We start from the raw sequence: 512 nt of genomic DNA, 5'->3' as shown, positions 1-512 counted from the left end.
GATACGGCGCAGCGCCTGGAAGAAATCGTATTCCCAGGGCTCCTGATGCATCGCATCCAGGGTACTCACAGGGTCGGACGACGTCCGGGCTTGGCTTTCCATCGCATGATCTCGCCGCGTTCGGTGGTACGGATCACCGTCTCGGTAAAACTGTTGATCGACACGTAGCGTGCCAGGAAGCGCTCCAGCACCGCACCGAGCAGGAACACGCCGGTGCCGCGAAACGCGTTTTCATCGAATTCCAAGGTGATTTCCAGGCCACGGCCAAACACGATCGGGCCGGGCATCGGCAAACGTCGGGTCACGGCTTTGCTGCTGACCTCGCGCAGGCCTTCGATCTGCAATTGCAGGGCGGCGTCGTTGCTGTCGCCGTACAGGCGCAGCAGTTCGCGCAAGGCCGCCGCGCCTTGGCCCTGTTCGCTCAGGGACAGGTAGTTAAGCGACAACTGGCTGATCAAGCGCCAGGCCTTGGCGTCATGGGCGTGGCTGGCACGCGGGCGGCTCGGGCCTGC

General features: G+C 63.5%; 1 protein-coding gene. It reads right to left on the bottom strand.

The window, feature by feature from the left end; genetic code table 11:
* Nucleotides 1-65 precede the first annotated feature (65 nt).
* Nucleotides 66-512 (bottom strand): type VI secretion system baseplate subunit TssF (locus SOP95_RS31535; RefSeq protein WP_323609519.1); only part of this gene is annotated, 447 nt, incomplete at its 5' end.

This window comes from Pseudomonas sp. YuFO8 (assembly GCF_035065025.1).
GTDB lineage: Bacteria > Pseudomonadota > Gammaproteobacteria > Pseudomonadales > Pseudomonadaceae > Aquipseudomonas > Aquipseudomonas putida_AE.
Note: the sequence above shows the minus strand (reverse complement) of the source record. Positions and strands in the feature narration are given on the sequence as shown.